We start from the raw sequence: 19397 nt of genomic DNA on the forward strand, positions 1-19397 counted from the left end.
CCCCCCCCCCCCCCCCCCCCCCCCCCCCCCCCCCCCCCAAACCGGGGCGCCCCCCCCCCCCCCCCCGCGGCCGGGTCTCCTCCCTTTGTGCTCGACACGCCGCCGCGCCGCCCGCGCCGCCTCCGTTCTTCGCAGCGCGGCCGGTCAGCCGGAGATCGGCTCGAACGCGACCCGTCCGGTCGCGATGTCGGCGGCGACCACCCGCAGCCGCACGCGGTCTCCGGGCGCCGCGTCGTCGGCACGGGGTGCGGACGTGGTGACCGCTGGCTCGTCGAGCTGCACGAGCAGCGTGCCGTTGCGGACCGCCAGCACCGTCGCCGCCACCTCCGCCCCGATGCGCGACGACAGGAGGGCCGCCTCCACCCGATCGACGGCGCCGGCATCGAGCTGAGCGGCGAGCCGCGACGACGCCCCCATGATCGACGGGAGGGCGCCGAGCGACGCGCGCGCCCACTGCAGCACCGGCCGCCCGGCGCACAGCGCCTCGCAGATGACGAGGGCCCAGCGGTCGACCAGCCGGCGCAGCGGAGCCGTGGTGTGCGTGTACGGCGCGGCGATGGCCGACTGCAGCGGATCGGCCGGAGCCTCCCCGTCCATGACGACGTAGCCGGCCCCGCGGAACAGACCGGTCGCGGCCTGCAGCACCGCCGCCGCGTGCGGGTCGGACCGGTCGAGGGTGCGCAGGTACTCGCCGTACCCGATGCCGTCCGGCCAGGGGAGGCCGAGCGCCGTGGTCTGCGTGCGGAACGCCGCGAACGCCTCGGGCGAGGGCGCCGGCATGGTGCGCAGGATGCCGACGCGCGCGTCGAGCATCAGCCGCGCGGCGGCCATGCCGGTGAGCAGGGACAGTTGCGCGTTCCAGTCCTCGACCGGCAGGGGGACGCGCCGTTCGAGGGTGTAGGCGCCGTCGCGGAGCACGATCTCCTCGTCGGGCGCGTTGAGGCTGGCGCCGCCGCGGGCGCGCTCCTGCGCGATGCGCGCGGGGCCGACCTCGGCCAGCAGCGCGAGCGGCTCGGGAGCCGAGCCGTCGTCGATGGCGGCCTGCGCCTCCTGATAGCTCCACTGCCGCCGGGAGCGGATGCGGGCGCGGGCGACGGAGACGGACGTCTCGTGGCCGTCGGCCGCGAGCCGGATGTCCCACACGAAGGCGGCGCGCACGACGCCGGGGAGGAGCGAGGCCGCGTCCTCGCCGATGGCGGCGGGATGCAACGGCACGCGGCCGTCCGGCGCGTAGTACGTCTGCCCGCGGCGGCGCGCCTCCGCATCCACCGCACCGCCCGGAGGCACGAAGGCCGGGACGTCGGCGATGGCGTACCGCAGGCGGAACCCGTCGCCGTCGCGCTCCAGGTGCAGCGCCTGGTCGAGGTCGGTGGAGCCGGGAGGGTCGATCGTCAGGAAGGCGACGTCGGTCAGATCGGCGGTGGGGAGAGGGCCGGCGGCGGCGGAGACGGACGCCTCGGCCTCCGCCTCGGCGGGGAACGCCTCCGGCAGGCCCAGCTCGCGGCGGAACGCGGCGAGGGAGGCGGTCAGCTCGCTCTGCGCCGCGGAGGCGGTGACGCGGGTCCGGCGGTCGGCCATGCCAGCACCCTACGCTCGCAGCGCGCGAGCACCGGCTCGCGAGCACCGGCTCGGCGCCCCTTCTCCGCCCTCTAACATGGAACGGTGCCTACACGCCTGAGCAATTACTTCCTCCGCACCCTCCGTGAAGACCCCTCCGACGCCGAGGTCACCAGCCACCGCCTGCTGGTCCGCGCCGGATACATCCGCCGCCAGGCGCCGGGCATCTTCGCGTGGCTGCCGCTGGGCCTGCGGGTGAAGGGCAAGATCGAGGCGATCATCCGCGAGGAGATGGCGGCCGCCGGCGCGCACGAGGTCCACTTCCCGGCGCTGCTGCCGCGCGAGCCCTACGAGGCGACCGGACGCTGGGAGGAGTACGGCGACGCGCTCTTCCGGCTGAAGGACCGCAAGGACGCCGACTACCTGCTCGCGCCGACGCACGAGGAGGCGTTCACCCTCCTGGTCAAGGACCTGTATTCGTCGTACAAGGACCTCCCGCTGACGATCTACCAGATCCAGGACAAGTACCGCGACGAGGCCCGGCCGCGCGCCGGCCTGCTGCGCGGTCGCGAGTTCACCATGAAGGACGCGTACTCGTTCGACGCGAGCGACGCGGGGCTCGACGCCAGCTACCAGGCGCAGCGCGACGCGTACGAGCGCATCTTCACCCGCCTCGGGCTCGACTACGTGATCGTGCAGGCCGACGCCGGCGCGATGGGAGGCTCGCGCAGCGAGGAGTTCCTGCACCCGACCCCGGTCGGCGAGGACACGTTCGTGCGCTCGGCGGGCGGGTACGCGGCGAACGTGGAGGCGTTCACCACGCTCGCGCCGCCCACGCGCGGCTACGAGAAGCTCACTCCGCAGGAGGTGCTCGACACCCCGAACACGCCGACCATCCAGACCCTGGTCGACGTCGCCAACGAGAAGCACCCGCGGCCGGACGGCCGCGCCTGGACCGCGGCCGACACGCTCAAGAACGTCGTGCTCGCGCTCACGAACCTCGACGGCACTCGCGAGCTCGTGGTCGTCGGCCTGCCCGGTGACCGCGAAGTCGACCTCAAGCGCGCCGAGGTGGCGTTCGCCCCGGCCGAGGTCGACGCGGCGACCGACGAGGACTTCGCGAAGCATCCCGGACTCGTGAAGGGCTACATCGGCCCGTGGTCCGCCGAGGGCCCCGTGCTGGGCGAGGAGGCCGCGACCGGCATCCGCTACCTGGTCGACCCGCGCGTGGTCGACGGCTCAGGCTGGATCACCGGGGCGAACGTCGACGGCAAGCACGTCTTCGGCCTCGTCGCCGGCCGCGACTTCGGCTGGGACGGTGTCGTGGAGGTCGCCGAGGTCAAGCCGGGCGACCCCGCTCCCGACGGCTCCGGCCCGGTGGAGCTCGCGCGCGGGATGGAGATCGGGCACGTCTTCCAGCTCGGCCGCAAGTACGCGGAGGCGCTGGGGCTGAAGGTGCTCGACGAGAACGGCAAGCTCGTCACGGTCACGATGGGCTCCTATGGCATCGGCGTGACGCGCATCCTCGCGATCATCGCGGAGGAGAACAACGACGACCGCGGCCTGATCTGGCCGGAGGCGGTGTCGCCGTTCGACGTGCACGTGGTCGCGACCGGCCGGGACGAGGTCGCGTACGACCTCGCGGAAGAGGCGATCGCCGAGCTGGAGGCCGCCGGGCTCGACGTGCTCTACGACGACCGTCCCAAGGTCTCGCCCGGTGTGAAGTTCGGCGACGCCGAGCTGATCGGCGTGCCGCGCGTGCTCGTCGCGGGCCGCGGCGCCGCCTCCGGCGAGGTCGAGCTGTGGGACCGCCGCACCGGCGACCGCCGCACCCTCCCCGTCGCCGAGGCGATCGCGGAGCTGACGCTCTAGCCGGCCGCCGACAACAGGAAAAATGTCGCCATCCGCCCGGATCGGCGGCATTTTTCCTGTGCTCGCGGGCCAGCTACGTGGCCGGGTCGCCCGTCAGCTCGGAGTGGATGCGGCGGAGGTCCTCCATCAGCGAGCCGAGCAGCACCCAGTGCCGCGGGTCGGGCGTCGAGATGACGAGCGGGGCGGTCAGCGCCGGGATGCCGGCGGTCTCGGTCGAGGGCTCGGTGACCGGCGCGTCCGGGTCGCGCGAGATCAGTCGCACGTCGTGCGCGGCACGGCGCAGCTCCTCCGCGATGGCGACCAGTGTCGGCTCCCCGGTCAGGCCGTCGTCGTAGTGGTCGTGGAACGCGCGCGTCATGCCGATGGACCGGGTGAGCAGCGGCCTGAGGCGCGCGAACAGCTCGTCGTCGTGCTCCAGCTCGGCCCGGTGCCTGCCCTGTCGCGGGTTCAGGGTGAGACTCTCGCGCGCCGCGGTGAGCGCCTGGTCGGCCTTCGCCTCCATCGGCCGCAGCAGCCGCGCCTCCAGCAGGAGACCGTGGAGGTCCGCCGGGGTCTGCGGCGTCGTCAGCGCCGTGGCGAGCCGGTCGAGGGTCGCGGCGATCTCCATGCCGAGGCCGGTGACGGCGGCGCGCGCCGGGCCTGTCAGCACGGGCGGGACCAGCGCGATGTTGACGATCACGCCGATGATGGCGCCGACGACCGTCTCCCCGATGCGGGCGAAGGCGTACTCGGGGTCGGAGGCTCCGATCGCCAGCACGAGCATCGCGCTGATGGGAACCTGGTTCGCCGAGCCGGGGGTCAGCTTGAGCGCCCACGCCAGCAGCACCGACACGACCACCGCGACCAGCACGATCCAGCTGTTCGTCCCGAAGAGGACCGCCACGGCGTACGCGACGAGCACGCCGACGACGACGCCGATGGAGCGTTCGATCGCCCGGCCGATCGACTGGTTCACACTCGGCTGCACGACCAGGAGGGCCGCGATGGCCGCGAACACGGGCAGCTCGCCCGGCACCAAGAACCCGGCGACCAGCCACGCGACGACCATCGCGACGGCGCTCTTCACCACCTGCAGGAACGGCGTCCGGCTGGAGGCGCGGATGCCGGCGGGGAGTCTCAGAGCCACCGCTCCAGGCTACCGGCGGCTCAGCGGGCGTAGCGGCGATACGCCGCCGCCGAGCGCGCGACGGCGCGCTCCTGCGTGGCGGTGAGCGGCGAGAACGGCAGCGGCTCCGGCTCCGACCCCGACCGCCGCCAGGTGCCCGCGACCCGCCCGCGGACGACCAGGATCGGCGCGAAGATGCCGTTGCCTCCCGGCACGATGCGGTCGAACAGGTGGTCGTCGATGACGGGGGAGCGGTCGCGGTACCCGAGCAGGTACTCGTCGAACGCGGGGAGGAGCTGCACGGCGTCGCGCTCCGCCCTGGTCTGCGCGTGCCCCGCGGCGCGGTCCGCGAGCTCGGCGGTGACCAGGTAGTCGGTGCCGTCGACGGTGAGCGTCGTGAGCACGTCGCCGAGGAGGGCGCGGGCGGCGCGTGCCCCGGTGATCGTGCCCTTGATCCACCAGACGAAGTCCTGCAGCGTCGCGGGGCCGTGCCCGGCCAGGTAGCGGAGCAGGAACTCGGCCAGCGCGTCGTCCCCGGCGAGGTCGCGCCGTTCCGGCGCCCACTCGTCGAGCAGCACGAGCGCCTGCTGGGTGCGGTGGGTGGGCCCCCAGCACAGCACGCCGGTCTGTGCGAGGTAGTAGATGAGGTGGTAGCCGCGCTGGCCGGTGGTGGCGATGCCGGCGCGCTCCCACACCTCCAGCAGCTCGGTCCGGCCGAGGCTGCGGCCGCCGCTCAGGGCGCCGGTGGCGGCGTCGCGCGCGCGGACCAGGTCGGTCGCGTCGAGCTCGAGCTGGCGGTGCCGGCTCGCCAGGCCCTGCACCATCCGCCCGGTCGTCACGTCGAGCATCCAGCGCAGATCCTCCGGCGGGACGAAGTGGAGGGTGCCGCGCATCGGCCACGACCGCACGATGCGGCCCGCGTCGAGGTCGGCGAGCACGTCGGCGCGGGTGGCGCCGAGGGTGCGGAGGGCGAGCGCCCAGCATCCGGCCGCGAAGTCCTGACCCTGCACCGCGAGCAGACGGCGGGCGACGCCGGCCGGGTCGGGCTCCGGATCGCCGTCGATGGCGTGCGCGAGGCGGCGCATCCGGAGAAGGTCCGCTCGGCTGGCCATGCGCTCAGTCTGCCGCACGCCCCCGACAGACGGGCGCGGGCGTAACCGGCGCAGTCATGACAGGCGTGCCGTGGTTACGGCAGGATGCCGAGCGGGCGAAGCTGCTCGCTGAGCCCGGCTCCGTCGTTGGCGTACACCCACGGCGCGCCGGAGAGCTCGCTGTGCTTCTCGGCCTTCGACCGGCCGCCGGCGAGCACGGCCTCCCCGCTGGAGAGCTGGCGGATGGCGACTGCGGCGACGTTGCCGGGGTGCGCGACCGTGAACTCGCCGTACAGCTGCTCGTCGTGCTGGCCGTCGTCGCCGACGAGCAGCCACTTGAGGCCGGGGAACTCCTGGGCGAGCCGTTCGAGGCTCGTGCGCTTGTGCTCGCGCCCGCTGCGGAACCAGCGGTCGTGGGTGGGCCCCCAGTCGGTGAGCAGCAGCGGACCGGCCGGGAAGAGGTTGCGCGAGAGGAAGCGGGTGAGCGTCGGTGCGACGTTCCACGCGCCTGTCGACAGGTAGAAGACGGGGGTTCCGGGATGGGAGGCCGCCACGCGCTCCAGCAGCACCGACATCCCCGGGGTGGGCACGCGGGCGTGCTCGTCGAGGACGAACGTGTTCCAGGCGGCGAGCAGCGGCCGGGGGAGCGCCGTCACCATGACCGTGTCGTCCACGTCGGAGATGATGCCGAAGGTGGCCTTCGGGTCCACCACGTACACCGGCGCCTCGAACACGCGCGTGGACTCCGGCGTGGTCAGCCGGACGGTGTGCCAGCCGGGCGTCAGCGAGACGGGGATGACCGTGTCGATCACGCCGCCGCGGTCGGGCCGCACCTCGTGCCGGTCGCCCTCGATCTCCACCGTCACCGAGACGTCGGAGACGGGGACGCTGACGAACGAGCGCCAGCCGCGGATCGACTCCTCGCGCTTGCGGTGCTTGCGCTCGGCCCGGCTGCCCGGCTTCGGCTCCTTCGCGAGGACCACGCGGCCCAGGATGCGCACCCAGGTCGGCGCGCCGTAGCCGGTGTACGGCACGACGGTCGCGAGGAAACCGCGCTTGCGGGCCCGGCGGGCCCGGAACTCGTGGAAGGCGTCCTCGATGCGTGCTGCGCGGTGCATGATCGGCTCGACCGCCCTGGCCGCGGCCACGCCGAGCTCGGGCTTGTCGCCGTCGCGGGGCTCCTGGCCGTGGGGGTCGGGGGTTGCGGTCATAGAGGTTCAAGTCTCTCATGGAGTGCAGGAAGACCATCACCAGCCCCCGATCTGGGGGCCGATTCTGCGACGAGTCCTAGGCGATTCCCGTGCAGAAGTGAGGTTTCCCCGAATATGATCCTGTGTGTGGTGATGAGGAATCGTCGCCACATTGGGCTGGGGACCCATCACGAGAACGCAGACACGTAGAGAAGGAGCCGCCCTCGTGCCCATCAATGACCTGGTCGCCGGTCAGAACACCGTCGGAGCCGCGCTGGTGCGCACGGAGCCGATCCAGGAGCGCAGCGCCGCCAGGATCGACGCCCTGCTGGACGCCGCCGCCGAGGTGGTCGACGAGATCGGCTTCGACCGGCTCACGACCGCGATGGTCGCCGAGCGCGCCGGCGCGTCCATCGGCACCGTCTACCGGTACTTCCCGGACCGGATCGTGCTCCTCCAGGCCCTGCGCGACCGCGCCCTGCTGCGCTACCGGCGCTCGGTCGTCGCGGCCATCCACGAGCAGAACCCGGCGCACTGGTGGAACGCGGTGGAGTGCGCGATCGACGCCTTCGTCGACATGTTCCGCACCGAGACCGGCTTCCGGATCATCCGCTTCACCGACGCCGAGCGCTCGGGCGTCCCGGAGGAGGAGGTCGCCCGCGACGTCTCGTTCGCGCGGCAGTTCGCCGACATCCTCTCGGACGAGTACGGCCTCCCGGCCGGCGAGGACCTGGCCTTCCGCCTGGAGATCGTTGTCGAGATCATGGACGCCCTGATCAACCGGGCGTTCCTCGACGACCCCGCCGGCGACGAGAAGTACATCGCCGAGGCGCGCACGGTCGCGCGCGACTACCTCGAGAAGCGCTACTCGTCTGCGAGCTGAGCCGATCCGGCCGGAGCGGGAATGTCGGCGGTCCGTGCGACGCTGACATCCGATGAGCGTTCGGCGCCGAACACATTTCGACGCAGTCGTTGTCAAACACGGCGAACGCTGTTTGGGTAGAAGGGATGGCGTCCGCCGTCTCGCCCGGATCTGGCCGCCCCGAGGGGTGGCGCACACGAGAGGATCGGACCCGCGATGATCGAGTTCCGCTCCGTCACCAAACGCTTCCCCGACGGGACGCTCGCCGTCGACGACTTCTCGCTCGTCGTGCCCTCGCGGCGGATCACCGTGCTCGTCGGCTCGTCGGGCAGCGGCAAGACGACCATCCTGCGCATGGTCAATCGCATGGTCGATCCAACCAGCGGCGCCATCGAGATCGACGGCGAAGACGTGCAGCGGCTGAAGCCTGTGCAGCTGCGGCGCAGCATCGGCTACGTGATGCAGAACTCGGGCCTCCTGCCGCACCGCAAGGTGGTCGACAACATCGCGACCGTCCCGCTGCTCAACGGCGTGAAGAAGAAGGAGGCGCGGGCCAGGGCGCTCGAGCTCATGGACACGGTCGGTCTCGATCGCTCGATGGCCGACCGCTACCCGAGCCAGCTGTCCGGCGGCCAGCAGCAGCGCGTCGGCGTCGCGCGCGGGCTCGCGGTCGACCCCAACATCCTGCTGATGGACGAGCCCTTCGGCGCCGTCGACCCGATCGTGCGCGACGAGCTGCAGAACGAGCTCCTGCGCCTCCAGCGCGACATCGGCAAGACCGTGCTGTTCGTCACCCACGACATCGACGAGGCGTTCCGGCTCGGCGATCAGGTCGTCATCTTCCGCACCGGCGGGATCGTCGCCCAGCAGGGCACGCCCGCCGAGATTCTCGCGCATCCCGCCGACGACTTCGTCGCCTCCTTTATCGGGGCCGATCGCGGCAAGCGCGCGCTGCACGTCGAGTCGACGCCGACGGGCTCCGTGCTCGTCGACGCCGACGGGCGCGCGGCCGGACGGCTGGCCGACGGGCCGGCGTCCCCCTCCGACGGCACCGCCGCCGGAGTGTCAGGAGCAAAGGCCGCGACCCTCCCGGTCGCGGGTGCTGCGGCGCAGGGTGAGGGCCGGTCGTGAGCTGGCTCTGGTCGAACCTCGACCTGGTGTGGCGGCTCACGCTGACCCACGTCTGGCTGAGCGCGCTCCCGATCATCATCGGCTTCGTGCTCTCGCTGCCGATCGGCTGGCTGGCGAACCGCTACGCGCTGAGCCGGCCCGCTCTGCTGACGATCGGCGGCATCCTGTACGCGATCCCGTCGCTGCCGCTGTTCGTCGCGATGCCCGCGCTCATCGGGACCAGGATCCTCGACCCGATCAACGTGGTCGTCGCGCTCAGCATCTACGCGCTGGCGCTGATGGTGCGCACGACGGCCGACGCGCTCGCATCCGTGCCAGGTGACGTGCTGCAGTCGGCGACAGCCGTCGGCTTCTCGACGTGGCGCCGGTTCTGGAGCGTGGAGCTGCCGCTCGCCGGGCCGGTCCTGCTCGCCGGGCTGCGGGTGGTGTCCGTCAGCACGGTGAGCCTGGTCAGCGTCGGGTCCCTGATCGGCGTCTCCAACCTGGGCACCCTCTTCGTGGAGGGGCTCAACCGCTACTTCCCGTTCGAGGTCGGCGTCGGCATCGTCGCGATCATGATCGTGGCGCTCGTGTTCGATCTCGTGCTCGTGCTGCTCGGAAGGATGCTGCTGCCGTGGTCGCGGCTGGACCGCAGCACCGGCCGGCTCAAGCGGTCCGCCGCGCTGAAGGCGGTGACCGGCGCATGACCGACATCCTCGCGGCCTTCGGGTGGATCTTCGACCCGGCGCACTGGGCCGGACCGAACGGCATCCCCGTGCGCACGCTCGAGCACATCTGGTACTCGTTCCTCACGCTCGTGCTGGCATCGGCCATCGCGTTGCCGATCGGGTTCGCCATCGGGCACACCGGCCGGCTGCGCGGCTTCGCGGTCGGCGCCTCCGGGGCGCTGCGGGCCCTGCCGACGCTGGGCCTGGTGGTCTACCTGGCGCTCGTCATGGCCAACATCTCGATCGTGCCCCCGCTGATCGCGCTGACCATCCTCGCCGTCCCGCCGCTGCTCGCGGGCGCGTACTCGGGTCTGGAGTCGGTCGACCGTCGCACCATCGACGCGGCCAGGGCGGTCGGCATGACGAGCTGGCAGGTGTTCACGAAGGTCGAGCTGCCGCTCGGGCTGCCGCTCGTGATCGGCGGCGTCCGCTCGGCGGCGCTCCAGGTGATCGCGACCTGGACCGTCGCGGCGATCCTGCCGGTCGGCGGCCTCGGCCGGTACCTCATCGACGGGCTGCCCGTGCAGAACTACGCGGAGATGCTCGGCGGCTCGATCATCGTCGTCGCCCTCGCGCTCGTCGTCGACGGGCTGTTCGCGCTGCTGCAGCGCGTCGTCGTCCCGCGCGGCGTGGCCGCCGGGCGCGTGCGCGACGTGCGGAGCCGGCAGAAGGACCCGTGGCGGCCCCTCGGCGTCTCCGTCCCCGGCCGCGAGCCGACCCCCTAGACCCTTCCGACCCCACGCACCACACCACAGAAGAGAGAAGATCATGTTCGCATCCAGAAAGGGCCGCATCGCCGCCGGCGTGCTCGCGGCCGGAGCCCTGCTCGGGCTCAGCGCCTGCTCCTCCGGCGGGGGCGGCGCCTTCAGCACCGAGAGCGCGTCGTCGTCCGGCGACACCGTCACCGTCGGCTCGGCCGCGTTCGGCGAGTCCGAGATCCTCATGCAGATCTACGGCCAGGCCCTGGAGGCCAACGGCGTGAAGGTCGCGTACAAGCCGAGCATCGGCCAGCGCGACGTCTACCTGAAGGCGCTGCAGGACGGCTCCATCGACCTGATCCCCGAGTACAGCGGCAACCTGCTGCAGTTCTACGACAAGAACAGCACCGCGACCTCCAGCGAGGACGTCTACGCGGCCCTCAACGACGCCCTGCCGAAGGGCTTCGAGGTGCTCGACCAGTCGGAGGCGCAGGACGCCGACTCGTACAACGTCACCAAGGAGTTCTCGGAGAAGTGGGGCGTCACGAGCCTCGCGGACCTCTCCAAGGTCACCGAGCCGCTCAAGGTCGGCGCGAACCCCGAGTTCGAGACCCGGCCGTACGGCATCCCGGGCCTCAAGACGGCGTACGGCGTGGACGCGACGCTCACCCCGATCAACGACTCGGGCGGCCCGCTGACCGTCACCGCGCTGAAGAACGGCGACGTGCAGCTCGCGGACATCTACACGACCACCCCGGCCATCAAGGACAACGGGTTCGTCACGCTGAAGGATCCGAAGAACCTGATCGCGGCCCAGAACGTGCTCCCGCTGATCAACAGCGACAAGGCGTCGGCGAAGGTCAAGGAGGTGCTGAACAAGGTCTCGGCCGAGCTCACCACCGAGGACCTCATCGACCTCAACGCCGAGAACCAGGGCGAGAGCAAGACGCAGCCCGACGCGGCGGCCAAGAAGTGGCTGGAGGAGCACCCGATCAAGTAGGTCGGATCGCTCCGCCGGGCTCAGTCCCGGTCCACCTGCGGCGGCTCGGGCGACCGGGCCGCCGCAGCCATGTCGTCGGCATCCATGTGCCGGGCCTCCCGCTTCTGCAGGAGCTTCTTCACCAGGAACACGACGACGATGAAGGCCGCGATGACGGCGACGAAGACGTACCCCGCCCAGTGCAGTTCGCGGGACAGCTCGCGATAGCCTCCTGCCGCCGCCGAGCCGACGCTCACGTACGCGAACGCCCAGATCACGCAGGCCGGCGCCGTCCAGGCCATGAAGGTGCGGTAGCGCATCGGGCTCATGCCGACCGTGAGCGGGATGAGCGAGTGCAGCACCGGCAGGAACCGCGAGAGGAACACCGCGATGCCGCCGCGCCGGGCGAGATACGCCTCCGCCCGGTCGAAGTTCCGCGGCCCCAGCCGGCGGCCGAGACGGCTGGCCCGGATGCGCGGGCCGAAGAAGCGGCCGAGGGCGAACCCGAGCGACTCGCCGCAGAGCGCGCCCGTGATGACGGCGATCACGAGGCCGACGTACTCCACCGGGTTGCCGACCGCTGTGCTGGCGACCAGCACGACCGTGTCGCCCGGCACGATGAGCCCGATGAGAATGCTCGTCTCGAGCATGATCGCGACGCCGGCGAGGATCGTGCGCAGCACCGGATCGACGCTCTGGACGAGGTCGAGCAGCCAGGTCAGCGCGTCGTTCATGAGACGGCGGCGGTGTCGTCGCGCGCTCGGCGCGGCAGCGTGGGCATAGCCCCGATGCTACTGGGCGGCACCCGCCCGGCGGCTGGGTCTCCGCTGAACAACGGGTGGGGACCGCCGGGTCCCGCAGGGCCTCAGCTGAGCAGCACGAGCACCGGCGGCACCACGACGAGCAGGGCGGTGGTCGCGACGACGGCCGCGCGCAGCAGCGGGCCGACGGTGCGGTGCCCGGCGGTGAGACGCTCCTCGCGGGCCACCAGGGCCTGGCGGCGCTGCTCCGGGGTGCGCTGGTCCTTGGGGGCGCCGAGCGCCGTGCCCGCCGTCCCGGTCTCGTCGACGATGCGGATGGCGTCGGCGAGGACGGCGTCGCCCTCCGCGCGGCGGGCCGTGTCGTCGGCGAGCATCTCCAGCAGGAGCGCGACCGCGTCCTGCGCCCTGGTCGCGATCGGGAACCAGGGGAGCGAGCGCTTCCAGGAGCGGAACGCGTCGAGCAGCAGGTGGTGCTTCTGCCGCAGATGCGCGCGCTCGTGGGCGACCACGGCCTCCAACTGCTCCGGGCTGAGCAGCGCGATCATGCCCTCGGAGAGCACGGTGACGCTGCGGGCGCCCGGCAGGCAGTAGGCGGCCGGTGCCGGATGGTCGATGACGCGGGTCGCCGGCGCGTCGGGCAGGGGGGAGCTGAGCAGGGTCAGCAGCTCCAGGTGCCGGTGCCGCTGCCGGCGGCTGCGGGCGGAGGTGAGGGCCAGGTTCAGCAGCAGGTGCGCGGTCAGCAGCACCGCGGCGCTGAGGAGGAACGCGTTGAGGAGGGTCGCGTCGGCGGGCAGCGGACCCTGGAAGACCGACCCGGCCGCTCCGGCGATCCGGCTCCACAGGTCGTCGCCGAACGGTTCGAGCCCGGCCAGGAGCAGCGAGCCGATCATCGAGATGCCTCCGGCGAGCGCGATCGACTGCCAGAGCGCCACGGCGAGCACGGGCGCGGCGGCCGGCCATTTGGCCCGGGCGAGCAGGAGCGGGACCGGCCAGGCCAGAGCGACGGCCAGCAGTCCCAGCACCACCGCGGTGCCGTCGACGGCGGTCACCGGTGCTACGAGGACCGGGCGTCGAGGAGGCGGCGCAACATCTGCGCCTCCGACTCGTCCACCGACCCGACGAAGTACGCGAGCGCCTCCGTGCGGTCGGAGGAGGACTCCAGCACCTCGTGCATCAGCTCGGCGACGTGGCCGGCGCGGGTGAGCGCGGCGGAGTACAGGTGCGGGCGCGCGTCGCGGTCGCGCGAGACGAAGCCCTTCTGCTCGAGGCGCGAGAGGACGGTGAGCACGGTGGTGAGCGCCGGGGTCTTGCCGCCGTCTCGCGCTCCTGCCAGTCTGTCGCGCAGTTCGCCAGCGCTGAGCGGGGTCTCCACCGCCCAGAGGGCGTCCATGACAGCCCGCTCCAGTTCTCCGAGATTCGCCACGGATCAAGGATAACCCGGCCGGGCTGAAAATGTTCTACACTCTGTAGAAGTAGAGCTTCTACGACGTGTAGAAGTTCGATCCGCGAAGGGTGTGCCGTGTGAACGAGCTCCTGGATCCGCTGCTGCTGGCGCGCTGGCAGTTCGGACTGACGACGATCTACCACTTCTTGTTCGTCCCGCTGACGATCGGCGTCGTGACCTGCGTCGCGATCTTCCAGACGGCCTGGTACCGCACGGGCAAGCCGCACTACCTGCAGCTGACCCACTTCTTCGGCAAGATCTTCCTCATCAACTTCGCGATGGGCGTCGTCACCGGCATCGTGCAGGAGTTCCAGTTCGGCATGAACTGGTCGGACTACTCGCGGTTCGTCGGCGACGTGTTCGGCGCACCGCTGGCCCTCGAGGGTCTGCTCGCCTTCTTCCTGGAGGCGACCTTCATCGGGCTGTGGATCTTCGGCTGGGACAAGCTGCCGAAGGGCCTGCACCTCGCGACCATCTGGGTGACCGCCGTGGGCAGCGTGCTCTCGGCGTACTTCATCATCGCGGCGAACGCCTTCATGCAGAACCCGGTCGGCTACACGCTCAACGAGCAGCGCGGGCGGGCCGAGCTGAGCGACATCTGGGCCGTGCTGACGAACAAGGTGGCGCTGGCGGCCTTCCCGCACACGATCTTCGCCTGCTTCATGGTGTCGGCCGGCCTCATCATCTCGGTCGCGGCCTGGCATCTCTCGCGCAACCAGCACCTCGACTCGATGCGCCCCGCGCTGAAGTTCGGCTGCTGGCTCATGGTCGCCGCCGGCCTCGGCACGGTGCTGAGCGGCGACCAGCTCGGTCTCGCGATGGTCGAGACGCAGCCGATGAAGATGGCGGCCGCCGAGGCGCTGTACAAGACCTCGACCGGCGCGGACGCGTCGTTCTCGCTCTTCACGCTGGGCACCCCCGACGGCGTGCACGAGCTGTTCTCGATCCGCGTCCCGTACCTGCTGTCGTTCCTGTCGACGCACACCCTGAACGGCACCGTGGAGGGGATCAACGACCTCCAGGCGCAGTACGTGCAGCTCTACGGGCCGGGCGACTACACGCCGATCATCTGGGTGACGTACTGGTCGTTCCGCTGGATGATCGGGCTCGGGATGCTGCACATCCTCGTCGCCGTCGTCGGCCTCTGGCTGACGCGCAAGGGCCGCACCCCGGCGTACCGCTGGATGTGGCGGATCGCGATCTGGGCCATGCCGCTGTCGCTGGCCGCCATGATCGTCGGCTGGATCTTCACCGAGATGGGCCGCCAGCCGTGGATCGTGTTCAGCCTGATGAAGACCGCCGACGGCGTCTCGCCCGGCATCACCGGCCTCGAGGTCCTCCTCTCCCTGATCGCCTTCACCGCGGTGTACGGCGCCCTGGCGGTGGTGGAGTTCCGCCTCATCAAGCGCGCCGCCCAGAAGGGCCCCGCCCCGATCGACGAGCACCTGGACGACGCGGGCAAGCCCGTCCCCGTCGCGACGGTCTACTGAGGCAGGAGGAGCATCGACATGGATCTCGCAGTTCTCTGGTTCGGCATCGTCGCCTTCTTCTTCGTGGGCTACTTCGTGCTCGACGGCTTCGACTTCGGCGTCGGGATGTCGCTGCCGTTCCTCGGCCGCGACGACACCGACCGCCGCGTCCTGATCAACACCATCGGCCCGGTCTGGGATCTCAACGAGACCTGGGTGATCGTCGCCGGCGCCGCGCTCTTCGCCGCGTTCCCCGAGTGGTACGCGACGCTGTTCAGTGGCTTCTACCTGGCGCTGCTGCTCATCCTGATCGCGCTCATCCTGCGCGGGGTGTCGTTCGAGTACCGGCACCAGCGGCCGGAGGCGGCGTGGAAGCGGCGGTTCGACACCATGATCGTCGTCGGCTCCGCCGTGCCCGCCTTCCTCTGGGGCGCCGCGTTCGCGAACATCGTGCAGGGCGTGGCACTGGATGCGAACCACGACTACACGGGGACGCTGTTCGACCTCCTGAACGGGTACGCGCTGCTCGGCGGGCTGACGACGCTCCTGCTGTTCTTCACCCACGGCGTCGTGTTCGTCTCGCTGAAGACGGACGGTGCGATCCGCGAGCGGGCGCGCCGGCTGGCGACGCGCTCGGGCGCGGTCGCGATCGTCGTGGCCGCCGCGTTCCTGCTCTGGACGGGCATCGCCCACTTCTCGCCGCTCTTCCTGCTCCTCGCGGGGCTCGCCGCCCTGACGCTCGTCGGCTCGTGGATCGCCAACCTGCGCGGTCTCGAGGGCTGGTCGTTCGGGCTCATGGCGGCGACGATCGCGCTGGCCGTCACGTCGCTGTTCGCGGCGCTGTTCCCGAACGTGATGCCGTCGAGCCCGAACCCGGAGAACAGCCTCACCATCGCGAACGCGTCGAGCACCGACATGACCCTCACGGTGATGACGTGGGTCGCGGTGATCTTCCTGCCGCTCATCCTGCTGTACCAGGGCTGGACGTACTGGATCTTCCGCAAGCGCGTCACCCGGGCGCACATCCCGCAGGACGCGGCGGGCCCTGGCGCGACCGGCAGCGGGACCGCGGAACCCGTGGAGGCCTGACGTGCGTCCGCTCGACCCCCGCCTGCTGCGCTACGCGGCGGCCACCCGCGGCACGCTGGCCGCCGGGGGAGCGCTGACCCTCGCGCAGACCGCGCTGGTGGTCGCCTTCTCGTGGCTGGTGACGCAGCTGGTCGTGCGGGCGATCGCGGGCGCGCCCCTGGCGGGGCTGACTCCGCTGGTCGCCGCGCTCGTGCTCGTCGTCGCGGCGCGCGGCGTGGTCGTGTGGGCGGTGGACGCGGTCGCGGCGCGCGGCGGGGCGACGGTGGTCGGACAGCTGCGGGAGCGGCTGATGGCGGCGGTGGCGACCCTCGGGCCGGCATGGCTGCGGCAGCGTTCGAGCACCGAGGTCGCGCTGGTCGCCGGACGCGGGCTCGACGCGCTCGACGGCTACTTCGCGAAGTACCTGCCCCACCTCGTCGCGACGGCGGTGGCGATGCCGATCCTGGTGCTCGTGATCGCCTGGCAGGACCTCACCAGCGGAATCATCGTGATCGTGACGCTGCCGCTCATCCCCGTCTTCATGGTGCTCGTCGGCTGGGCGACGCGGGCCGCGCAGCAGAAGCAGTGGGAGGCCCTCTCGGCGCTCTCGCGCGGGTTCCTCGACGTGGTCGGCGGGCTCTCCACCCTGAAGCTGTACGGCAGGCAGCACCGGCAGGAGGCGCGGATCCGCGCGGTCAGCGACGACTACCGGGTGCGGACGATGAGCGTGCTTCGTCTGTCGTTCCTCTCGGGCTTCGTGCTGGAGCTGGCCGCCAGCCTGTCGGTCGCCCTCGTCGCGGTGACGATCGGGCTGCGGCTGGTCGGCGGATCGCTCGACCTCTCGGTCGGCCTGTTCGCGCTGCTGCTCGCGCCGGAGGCGTTCCTGCCCTTGCGCAACGTGGGGGCGAGCTATCACGCCGCCGCCGAGGGCGTCGAGGCCGCCGACCGCGCCTTCGCGGTGCTGGAGGAGGCGGACGCGGCGGCGGGTGCCGATCGCGTTCCGGCGGCGTCCCTCCCGTCCACCGGGCTCGTGTCCACCGGGCTCGTGTTCGACGAGGTGTCCGTGTCGTACGGCGATCGCGTCGCGGCCGGGCCGTTCACGGCGGAGGTGCGCCCCGGCGAGCTGGTCGCGCTGACCGGGCCGAGCGGGGCCGGCAAGTCCAGCCTCCTGGCCGCGGCCCTCGGCTTCGTCGCCCACACCGGCCGCATCGGTGCCGGTGGCCGCGAGGACGCCGCGGGACGGCTCGGCGCGATCGCGTGGGCCGGCCAGCGCCCCGGCCTCATCGCCGGCACCATCGCGGACAACGTCGCGCTCGGCGCGGCGGAGCCGGACATCGCCCTCGTGCGGCGATCGCTGTGCGCCGCCGCCGCGGCCGAGCTCGACCACACGCTCGTGCTGGGGCAGGGCGGCGCCGGGCTCTCGGGCGGCCAGGCGCAGCGCGTCGCGGTCGCGCGGGCGCTCTACCGGCTGCACGAGGCGCGGTGCTCCGTGCTGCTGCTGGACGAGCCGACCTCCGCGCTGGACGCCGAGGCGGAGGCGGGCCTGCTCGCCGCGCTGCGCAGGGTCGCCGACGAGGGCGCGGCGGTGCTGGTGGTCAGCCACCGGGAGGCGGTGGCGGCCGGGGCGGACCGGGTGCTGCGGGTCGCGGCGGCGAGTGACGCGGCCGCCGCCGCCGACCGGGAGGAGGTCGCGCATGTCTGAGCGGCTCACGCCCGACGCCCGCCGCATCCTGCGCCAGGCCCTCCCGCCGGCGCGCCGGCTCTGGGCCGCCATCGCCCTCGGTGCGCTGAGCGCCGGGAGCGCGGTCGCGCTCCTCGGCGTCTCGGCATGGCTCATCACGCGCGCGGCCGAGCAGCCGCCGATCATGTACCTCTCCGCGGCGGTCGTCGGGGTGCGGGCCTTCGCGCTGGGCCGGGCGTTCTTCCGCTACCTGGAGCGGCTCGCCGGGCACGACGCGGCGTTCCGGCAGCTGCCGGGCATCCGCACCTCGCTGTACGCCCGGCTGGTGCCGCTCGCGCCGGACGGATTGGTGGGGCGTGGCGGCGCCGCTGACACCCCGGTCCGTGACGGCGACCTCCTCTCACGTCTCGCGAACGACGTCGACGATCTGCAGAACCACGCCCTGCGCGTCGTCCAGCCGCTCGCCACCTCGGCCGTGGTGGTGCTGGCGAGCGTCGTCGCGGCGTTCGTCGTGCTGCCGGAGGCCGGAGCGGTGCTGCTGTTGACGCTCGCCGGAGCGGCGGTCGCCGGCACACTCATCAACCGCTGGGCGGCGGGCAGCGCGGAGCGGGCGATCGCACCGCTGCGGGCCGCGCTCACCGCGCGCATCCTCGACCTCGTGCGCTCGCTCGACGTGCTCACCGCGTACGGCGCGCTCGGTTCGGCGCAGCGTGCGGTGACCGACGCGAGCGACCGGCTGACCCGTGCCGTCCGTCGCCGCGCCGCCGGTCTCGGCCTCACCGCGGGTGCGGTGTCGGTGCTCGCGGGCGCCGCCACGGCGCTCGGTCTCGTGGCGGGCATCCCCGCGCTCGACGACGGCCGCATCGACGGCCCGCAGCTCGCGGTCGTCGCGCTTCTGCCGCTCGCGGTGTTCGAGGTGTTCGGGATGGTGCCGGTGGCGCTGGGCGCCTGGCGGCAGGTGCGCACGAGCGCCGAGCGGATCGCCGCGACGGCGCCGGCCGAGCCTCCGGCCGGTGTCCCGGTCGACCGCCCGGACGCGGGGTCGCTCACGGCCGCGGGCGTCCCCGAGCTGCGGCTCGACGGCGTGAGCGCCCACTGGCCGGGTTCGGACGGCGCCCCCGTGCTGCACGACGTCGACCTCGTGCTGCGACCCGGCGAGCGTGTGCTGCTCACCGGGCCGACGGGAGCGGGGAAGACCGCGCTCGCGCACGTCCTGGTCCGATTCCTCGACTACGACGGCCGGTACTCCATCGACGGGGTGGAGGCGCGCGACATCCACCAGGACGACGTGCGGCGGATCGTCGGGCTGTGCGAGCAGCAGCCGTTCCTGTTCGACGCCGACCTGCGGCAGAACCTCCTCTTCGCCCGCGACACCGCCACCGACGACGAGCTGCTGGCCGTGGTGGACCGGGTCGGGCTCGGGGACTGGGCCCGCTCGCGCGGCGGTCTCGGGACGCCGCTGGGGGAGCGCGGCGCCCTGGTCTCGGGCGGGCAGGCGCAGCGGATCGCGCTCGCGCGGGCGCTGCTGGCCGGCTTCCCGGTGCTGGTGGTGGACGAGCCGACGGCCAATGTCGACCCGGGCGCGGCCGAACTGGTTGTGCGCGACATCCTCCGCACGGCCGCCGAGGACGGGCGCACGGTGCTGCTCATCTCGCACACGGAGGTGCCGCGCGACCTGATTACGCGCACGGCCCACCTCACGGCCGGGACGTTGTCCCCAGCCTCCTGAACCGCTTGTCACGACACGCCGCCTCCATCCCCGTCCGGGCGGCGTGTCGTGAC

At 72.3% G+C, this 19397-nt stretch carries 17 protein-coding genes; 10 read left to right on the forward strand and 7 right to left on the reverse strand.

Annotated elements, in window-relative coordinates; all coding sequences use genetic code 11:
* Window positions 1-144: 144 nt before the first annotated feature.
* On the reverse strand, window positions 145-1578 hold the full coding sequence (locus ACR9ZG_RS11475; RefSeq protein ID WP_481284968.1) for an RNB domain-containing ribonuclease: 1434 nt from the start codon (window positions 1576-1578) through the stop codon (window positions 145-147).
* Window positions 1579-1662: 84 nt separating this feature from the next.
* On the opposite strand from ACR9ZG_RS11475, the gene ACR9ZG_RS11480 reads away from it, so the two are divergent.
* The gene (locus ACR9ZG_RS11480; RefSeq protein ID WP_481284969.1) at window positions 1663-3429 is read left to right on the forward strand and encodes a proline--tRNA ligase; all 1767 of its coding nucleotides are present in this window, start codon (window positions 1663-1665) and stop codon (window positions 3427-3429) included.
* Window positions 3430-3502: 73 nt separating this feature from the next.
* Here the strand turns inward: ACR9ZG_RS11480 and ACR9ZG_RS11485 are convergent, their stop codons facing one another.
* From ACR9ZG_RS11485 to ACR9ZG_RS11495, 3 genes are all read right to left on the reverse strand, one after another.
* Window positions 3503-4549 carry an FUSC family protein gene (locus ACR9ZG_RS11485; protein WP_481284982.1) on the reverse strand — a complete coding sequence of 349 codons (1047 nt, stop codon included), beginning with the start codon at window positions 4547-4549 and terminating at the stop codon, window positions 3503-3505.
* Window positions 4550-4575: 26 nt separating this feature from the next.
* Entirely contained in the window at window positions 4576-5646 is a 1071-nt protein-coding gene (locus tag ACR9ZG_RS11490; protein WP_481284970.1) for a winged helix DNA-binding domain-containing protein, read from the reverse strand.
* 74 nt (window positions 5647-5720) lie between these two features.
* On the reverse strand, window positions 5721-6743 hold the full coding sequence (locus ACR9ZG_RS11495) for an App1 family protein (protein WP_481284983.1): 1023 nt from the start codon (window positions 6741-6743) through the stop codon (window positions 5721-5723).
* Between the two features lie 298 nt (window positions 6744-7041).
* On the opposite strand from ACR9ZG_RS11495, the gene ACR9ZG_RS11500 reads away from it, so the two are divergent.
* From ACR9ZG_RS11500 to ACR9ZG_RS11520, 5 genes are all read left to right on the forward strand, one after another.
* Window positions 7042-7698 (forward strand): TetR/AcrR family transcriptional regulator, encoded by a 657-nt coding sequence (locus ACR9ZG_RS11500; RefSeq protein ID WP_481284971.1) that lies wholly within the window; start codon window positions 7042-7044, stop codon window positions 7696-7698.
* A 195-nt stretch (window positions 7699-7893) separates the two neighbouring features.
* Window positions 7894-8808, forward strand: coding sequence for an ABC transporter ATP-binding protein (locus ACR9ZG_RS11505; protein ID WP_481284972.1), 915 nt, complete (start codon window positions 7894-7896; stop codon window positions 8806-8808).
* Complete coding sequence (locus ACR9ZG_RS11510) at window positions 8805-9494, forward strand: ABC transporter permease (RefSeq protein WP_481284973.1); 690 nt, start codon at window positions 8805-8807, stop codon at window positions 9492-9494. Before ACR9ZG_RS11505 ends, ACR9ZG_RS11510 begins: the two co-directional genes overlap by 4 nt.
* A complete protein-coding gene (locus ACR9ZG_RS11515) occupies window positions 9491-10240 on the forward strand; it encodes an ABC transporter permease (protein ID WP_481284974.1) in 750 nt (249 codons plus the stop codon). Before ACR9ZG_RS11510 ends, ACR9ZG_RS11515 begins: the two co-directional genes overlap by 4 nt.
* 43 nt (window positions 10241-10283) lie before the next feature.
* Window positions 10284-11213 (forward strand): ABC transporter substrate-binding protein, encoded by a 930-nt coding sequence (locus ACR9ZG_RS11520; protein WP_481284975.1) that lies wholly within the window; start codon window positions 10284-10286, stop codon window positions 11211-11213.
* 20 nt (window positions 11214-11233) lie between these two features.
* Here the strand turns inward: ACR9ZG_RS11520 and ACR9ZG_RS11525 are convergent, their stop codons facing one another.
* The 3 genes from ACR9ZG_RS11525 to ACR9ZG_RS11535 form a co-directional block, all read right to left on the reverse strand.
* Window positions 11234-11926 carry a DedA family protein gene (locus tag ACR9ZG_RS11525; protein ID WP_481284976.1) on the reverse strand — a complete coding sequence of 231 codons (693 nt, stop codon included), beginning with the start codon at window positions 11924-11926 and terminating at the stop codon, window positions 11234-11236.
* A gap of 131 nt (window positions 11927-12057) precedes the next feature.
* Window positions 12058-13002: a M56 family metallopeptidase gene (locus ACR9ZG_RS11530; protein ID WP_481284977.1), complete on the reverse strand. Its 945-nt coding sequence runs from the start codon at window positions 13000-13002 to the stop codon at window positions 12058-12060.
* A 5-nt stretch (window positions 13003-13007) separates the two neighbouring features.
* Window positions 13008-13376, reverse strand: a complete 369-nt coding sequence (locus tag ACR9ZG_RS11535) for a BlaI/MecI/CopY family transcriptional regulator (RefSeq protein ID WP_301208605.1) — start codon at window positions 13374-13376, stop codon at window positions 13008-13010.
* A 98-nt stretch (window positions 13377-13474) separates the two neighbouring features.
* Between ACR9ZG_RS11535 and ACR9ZG_RS11540 the strand changes: the two genes are divergently transcribed.
* Genes ACR9ZG_RS11540 through cydC form a run of 4 tightly spaced genes read left to right on the forward strand, consistent with a single transcriptional unit; the run spans window position 13475 to window position 19344 of the window.
* Window positions 13475-14887: a cytochrome ubiquinol oxidase subunit I gene (locus tag ACR9ZG_RS11540; RefSeq protein WP_481284978.1), complete on the forward strand. Its 1413-nt coding sequence runs from the start codon at window positions 13475-13477 to the stop codon at window positions 14885-14887.
* A gap of 18 nt (window positions 14888-14905) precedes the next feature.
* A complete protein-coding gene (cydB, locus tag ACR9ZG_RS11545) occupies window positions 14906-15955 on the forward strand; it encodes a cytochrome d ubiquinol oxidase subunit II (protein ID WP_481284979.1) in 1050 nt (349 codons plus the stop codon).
* Between the two features lies 1 nt (window position 15956).
* Window positions 15957-17636, forward strand: a complete 1680-nt coding sequence (gene cydD, locus ACR9ZG_RS11550) for a thiol reductant ABC exporter subunit CydD (RefSeq protein ID WP_481284980.1) — start codon at window positions 15957-15959, stop codon at window positions 17634-17636.
* Window positions 17629-19344 (forward strand): thiol reductant ABC exporter subunit CydC, encoded by a 1716-nt coding sequence (cydC, locus tag ACR9ZG_RS11555; protein WP_481284981.1) that lies wholly within the window; start codon window positions 17629-17631, stop codon window positions 19342-19344. The genes cydD and cydC overlap by 8 nt, the downstream gene beginning before the upstream one ends.
* The last annotated feature ends 53 nt before the right edge of the window (window positions 19345-19397 follow it).

The sequence above is a fragment of the Leifsonia sp. KNZ12-8B genome, assembly GCF_056755495.1.